The organism is Sphingomonas sp. Leaf10, assembly GCF_001421245.1.
Classification (GTDB): domain Bacteria; phylum Pseudomonadota; class Alphaproteobacteria; order Sphingomonadales; family Sphingomonadaceae; genus Sphingomonas.
Genome location: NZ_LMKE01000001.1, coordinates 604,497 through 609,839 on the forward strand (window position 1 = coordinate 604,497; position 5,343 = coordinate 609,839).

A 5,343-nucleotide genomic window follows, 5' to 3' on the forward strand; every position below is an offset into this window, starting at 1 on the left:
CGTATATGGGTCCCCGCCTGCGCGAGGACGACTAAAGGAGCAATCACGCCTCCACCGGCGCCATCACCTCGATGATCCCCGCCGCGACTTTCGCCATCACCGGGGTCTTCGCCAGCACCTCGCCATCAATCGAGATCGGCAGCGGCGGCACGGTTTCGACGCGGAGCGCCTTGCCGTGGAAGGTCACGGTATCGACCCGGCGCGAATCGAGGCGGAAGAAGCCGGCCGCCCAATTGCGCACCAGACTGCGCTTACCCTTGCCGCACACGACCTGAATGATGATTTCGCCGCTGTCGAGCCGCGCTTCCTCGACCAATTCGGTGCCGCCATGGAAGCGGCCGTTGGAGATGCGAACCTCGGTCGCGGTCATCCGCTTGGCGTTCGGACCTTCGCCGACGATCAGTTGGAACGGGTGGAACTTCGCGAATTGCAGCGTCGCCCAGGCGAGATAGCCGGCTCTGCCGAACAGTTTCTTAACGCCGTGGGGGACGGTCTGTGCAATCTGCGGCGACAGGCCGATCGCGGCGCAATTGGCGAAATAGTCGCCATCGATCATGCCGAGGTCGATGCGTCGGGGGCGGCCGGTCTTCAACACCTCGACCGCCCCCGGAATGTCGAGCGGGATGCCGAGCGTGCGGCAGAAGCTGTTGGCGGTGCCGAACGGCAGCACACCCAGGATGACGTCGTGACCGAGCAGATAGTCGACAAGGCTGCTGATCGTGCCATCACCGCCGCCCAGAATGACCAGATCCGGTTTGCGTTCGAGCGCGCGTTTCAGCGTCGGAACCAGCTCGTCGGGGTCTTCCACGGCATGGGCATCGACCTCGAACGGCATGCCCTTCATCGCGCCGCACGCCTGCGCAAACTGGTCCTGCCCGCTGCGTGACCGGGCATTGACGATCATGGCGGCGGAGCGGATCTGCGTCATGCGGTCGGTAACGCTCCGTAACGAAAATGGAGCCACGCGACTTTGGGTTGATCGACCGGCGGGACTGGCCCACAAGTCGCGCCATGTCCGCTGCTTATCCCGCAATCCGCCTGCGCCGTACCCGCGCCTCCGGCTGGAGCCGCCGCCTCCATGCCGAAACGGTCCTGACCCCCGCCGATCTGATCTGGCCGCTGTTCGTGACCGAAGGCGATGGCGAGCCGATCGCTTCGCTACCGGGCGTATCGCGCTGGAATCTGGCGGGGATCGTCGAGCGTGCGCGGGAGGCGCGGGACCTAGGCATACCGGTGGTGGCGCTGTTCCCGAATACGCCGCCGCAGTTGCGCAGCGACGACGGTGCGGAGGCACTCAATCCCGACAATCTGATGTGTCGCGCGATCCGGGCGATCAAGGATGCCGTGCCGGGGATCGGCGTGCTGACCGACGTCGCGCTCGATCCATATACCTCGCATGGCCATGACGGGATCGTCGATGCGGACGGCTATGTGCTGAACGACGCGACGTCCGATGCGCTGGTACGACAGGCGATGGTGCAGGCGGCGGCGGGCAGCGATATTGTCGCGCCGTCGGACATGATGGACGGCCGGGTCGGTGCGATCCGCGATGGGCTGGAAGGGGCGGGCCACGTCCACGTCCAGATCATGGCCTATGCCGCCAAATATGCCAGCGCCTTCTACGGGCCGTTCCGCGATGCGGTGGGATCGCGCGGGCTGCTGAAAGGCGACAAGAAGACCTATCAGATGGACCCCGCGAATAGCGAGGAAGCGCTGCGCGAGGTCGCACTCGATATCGCCGAGGGTGCCGACAGCGTGATGGTGAAGCCGGGACTGCCCTATCTCGACATCATCACCCGGGTGAAGGCGGCGTTCGAGGTACCGGTGTTCGCCTATCAGGTATCGGGCGAATATGCGCTGATCGAGGCGGGCGTGGCGGCGGGCGTTGCCGATCGCGACGCGCTGGTGCTGGAAACGCTGCTGGCGTTCAAGCGGGCGGGGTGTTCGGGCGTGCTGACCTATCACGCCGCCCATGCCGCGCGGTTGCTGGGGGCATGATCGATACCGAACGGCTGGTGTTGCGGCGCTGGCACGAGCGGGATCGCGCGACCTTCTACGCGCATTGTTCGGATCCAGAGGTCATGCGCTATTTTCCGGCGCTGATGACGCGCGAGGAGGTCGATGCCGCCATCGCCCGGCAGGACGGGTTCGCCGATCAGCATGGCTATTGCTTCTGGGTGGCCGAGGAGCGCGCCAGCGGGCAGATGCTTGGTTTCTGCGGACTGAAACCCGGCGCCGAGGGGACGCCGCTGGAGGGCGAGGTCGAGATCGGCTGGCGTTTCGGCAAGGAACATTGGGGCCGGGGGTTTGCGAAGGAAGCGGCGCAGGCAAGCCTCGACTGGGGGTTCGCCAACCTGCCGGTCGATCGGATCGGCGCAATCACCAGCCCGCGCAACACCCGTAGCTGGGGGTTGATGGAGCGGCTGGGCATGGTGCGCGCGGCCGATCAAGATTTCGATCATCCGGCCGTGGCCGACGACAGTACGCTAAAGCGCCATATCACCTATTGGAAGCAGCGGCCGTGAGCGCGCCCGCAAGGACCGCCGGCTGGCCTGTCCGCTGGATCTTCGTCGCGACGATCCTGATCGGATCGTTCCTGCTGTTCCTCGTCCAGCCAATGGTCGCGCGCATGGCGTTGCCGCAACTGGGCGGTGCGCCGGCGGTGTGGAACTCGGCGATGCTCGTCTATCAGGCGCTGCTGCTGGGCGGCTATGCCTATGCCCATCTGCTCGGCAAGCTGATGCCCAAGGCGCAGGCGGCGGTGCATCTGCTGGTGCTGTTGTGCGCAGCAGTATGGCTGCCGATCGGGGTCAACGCGACGCAGGTGCCCGCGGGGGTCGAGCCGGCGCTGTGGGCGCCGTGGCTGCTGGCGGCGTCGATTGGGCCGCTGTTCTTTGCCGTGTCGGCACAGGCGCCGCTGCTGCAACGCTGGTTCGCGTTCATCTGTCCGGGGCGTGATCCCTATGCGCTCTATGCCGCGTCGAACGTCGGCAGTTTCGCGGGGCTGATCGCCTATCCGCTGATCGTCGAGCCGCTGCTGCCGCTGCGCTCGCAAAGCTGGGGGTGGAGCGCAGGCTATGCGCTGCTGACCATATTCGTCATCGGTTGCGGCTGGTTGCTGCCGCATCGCCGCGAACAGGCGGTGAAGCTCGATCCGGGTGAGGCACCGACTACGCGGCGGGTGCTGCACTGGATCGTGCTGGCGCTGGTCCCGTCGGGATTGATGCTGGCGACCTCGACCTTCCTGACGACCGATATCGTCGCAGTGCCGCTGCTATGGGTGCTGCCGCTGGGGCTGTATCTGTTGAGCTTCACCGTCGCCTTTGCCGATCGGCGCGGGTTGGCGGAGGCGATCACCCGCTATGCCCCGATTACCATCCTTGTGTTCGGTGGGATGATGATCGGCGGGCATCATGACTGGCCGCTGCTGAGCGCGCTTGCGGCGCTGATGCTGTTGTTCGCGGTATCGGTCGCGCTGCATACGAAGATGTACGCGTTGCGGCCGGCACCGGCACGATTGACCGGCTTCTATCTGGCCATGTCGGTCGGCGGGGCGCTGGGCGGGGTGTTCGCCGGGGTGATCGCGCCGGTGCTGTTCGACTGGACGTACGAATATCCGCTCCTGATCCTTGCAGCTGGCATCCTCGCGCCGCTACCGTTCCTGCTGCCGGCGACCGAGCGGCTGTGGCAGGCGGGCGGCGTGCGGCTGACCATCGCGGTACTGGTCGTCATCAGCGGCCTCATCGTTCTCGGTCTCGCCAATCCGGGCGGCGTGATGGGCGCCGCACCCGGGCCGATCGCGTTCCTTGCCATTACGATCGTCGGCGTCGTCGCGATCGGATCGCGCGTGCCCTATGTCTTCGCGCTGGCCGGTGCCCTGTTCCTGTTCGGCGGCTATCGCGCGATTGAGTTGTCGCTGGAGCCGGGCGCACGGACGCGGAGCTATTTCGGCGTCTATACGATCACGCGGGGGCAGGGGGTGAACGAGTTGCAGCACGGCACCACGCTGCACGGCATCCAGCTGACCGGCAGCCCCGAGCGTGAGCGGACCCCGACCACCTACTATGTCCCCAATTCGGGGGTGGGAGAGGCGTTGCGTGCGGCGCCTGCGCTGTACGGCAGGAACGCGCGGATCGGTATCGTCGGGCTCGGCACCGGGACGCTCGCCTGTTATGCGCAGCCGGGGCAGCAATGGCGTTTTTACGAGATCGATCCGCTCGTCGTGCGGATCGCGCGTGATTCGGGTGCCTTCACCTTCCTGCGCCGCTGTGCGCCAGATGCGCAGATCGTGCTGGGCGATGCGCGGTTGAGCATTGCCCAGGCAGCGGCCGGTAGCCTCGACCTGCTGGCGCTCGACGCCTTTTCCTCGGACGCGGTGCCGATGCACCTGATGACGCGAGAGGCGTTCGACACCTATGGCCGGGTGCTGGGGCGGCGCGGGCTGTTGCTGGTGCATGTGTCGAACCGCTATCTCGACCTGGCTCCGGTCGTGGCGCGGACGGCATCGGGATGGATGGCGGCGCAATTGGCATATCAGCCGGTCGGTGGCGCGGCCGGCGACAGCGGATCGGTGTGGATCGCCCTGACCCGCGATCCTGAGGTGCTCGGCGAATTGCTGGCAAGCGGCGGCTATTGGGAGCCGCTGCCGGTGACCGACACCGCGCCATGGACCGATGATTATGCGTCGATTCTGCCGGTGTTGCGCGCGCTGCAATAGCCGCGCGTCCTAGCGCAGGTTCGTTCCCAGCGTCGCGATCGCCGTGCGCTGGGCATTGGCGGCATCGGTCGCACGGGCAAGCGCGGCGTCGAGCGCGGGGTAGGGTGGTGACCCGGCGGCGGCGCGGTCGATCCCCAGCCGTTCGAGATCGGCAAGCGGCGTGTCGATCGCGGTGCGCGCGACATCGAGTTCGGCCAGCGCCACCTGCGCATTCAGCCATGGCTCGCTGCCCTCCGCTTTTCCGGCGGCAGCGCGGACCAGCGGCCGCGCGCGCGCGACCGCCGCATCGAACGATCGTGTCGCGGCGGAGGCGGCGGTAGTCGCGGCGGCGATCTTGCCATCGAGTGCCGGCTCGGGCTTGGATACCGGCACCGGATGGACCGGTTCGGCGAGGCTGATCTTTTCGATCGGACGCGGCAGCAGCGACGGATAGTCCCCACGCGGCGCGGCACAGGCCGACAACAGGGCGGCGAACAGGACGGGCGGGATCGGGGCGGCTTTCATCTGCCCCCGATATGCGGCCAAAAAAATTCGCACAACAGGCTTGCCAGACCAAAATGCCACGTCTAACAGGCTGCCTCCACCGGGCACCCGTAGCTCAGCTGGATAGAGCATCAGACTACGAA

5 protein-coding genes are annotated in these 5,343 nt (G+C 66.7%); 3 read left to right on the forward strand and 2 right to left on the reverse strand.

The features are described from left to right. Positions 1-43 precede the first annotated feature (43 nt). Positions 44-928, reverse strand: coding sequence for a diacylglycerol/lipid kinase family protein (locus ASE59_RS02865; RefSeq protein WP_056451754.1), 885 nt, complete (start codon positions 926-928; stop codon positions 44-46). Positions 929-1,011: 83 nt separating this feature from the next. On the opposite strand from ASE59_RS02865, the gene hemB reads away from it, so the two are divergent. From hemB to ASE59_RS02880, 3 genes are read left to right on the forward strand one after another with little or no spacing between them, the layout of a single operon-like run. After that, positions 1,012-1,998: a porphobilinogen synthase gene (gene hemB, locus ASE59_RS02870; protein WP_056452770.1), complete on the forward strand. Its 987-nt coding sequence runs from the start codon at positions 1,012-1,014 to the stop codon at positions 1,996-1,998. Next, positions 1,995-2,525 (forward strand): GNAT family N-acetyltransferase, encoded by a 531-nt coding sequence (locus ASE59_RS02875; protein WP_056451756.1) that lies wholly within the window; start codon positions 1,995-1,997, stop codon positions 2,523-2,525. The genes hemB and ASE59_RS02875 overlap by 4 nt, the downstream gene beginning before the upstream one ends. Next, positions 2,522-4,717 (forward strand): spermidine synthase, encoded by a 2,196-nt coding sequence (locus ASE59_RS02880; RefSeq protein WP_056452773.1) that lies wholly within the window; start codon positions 2,522-2,524, stop codon positions 4,715-4,717. The genes ASE59_RS02875 and ASE59_RS02880 overlap by 4 nt, the downstream gene beginning before the upstream one ends. 9 nt (positions 4,718-4,726) lie before the next feature. On the opposite strand, the gene ASE59_RS02885 is transcribed toward ASE59_RS02880, so the two are convergent. Further along, entirely contained in the window at positions 4,727-5,221 is a 495-nt protein-coding gene (locus ASE59_RS02885) for a hypothetical protein (RefSeq protein WP_056451758.1), read from the reverse strand. Positions 5,222-5,343: the final 122 nt, after the last annotated feature.

Coding starts and splice junctions, on each gene's coding strand:
- ASE59_RS02865 (WP_056451754.1), bottom strand. CDS start 928: ATGACGCAGATCCGCTCCGCCGCCATGATCGTCAATGCCCGGTCACGC.
- hemB (WP_056452770.1), top strand. CDS start 1,012: ATGTCCGCTGCTTATCCCGCAATCCGCCTGCGCCGTACCCGCGCCTCC.
- ASE59_RS02885 (WP_056451758.1), bottom strand. CDS start 5,221: ATGAAAGCCGCCCCGATCCCGCCCGTCCTGTTCGCCGCCCTGTTGTCG.
- ASE59_RS02875 (WP_056451756.1), top strand. CDS start 1,995: ATGATCGATACCGAACGGCTGGTGTTGCGGCGCTGGCACGAGCGGGAT.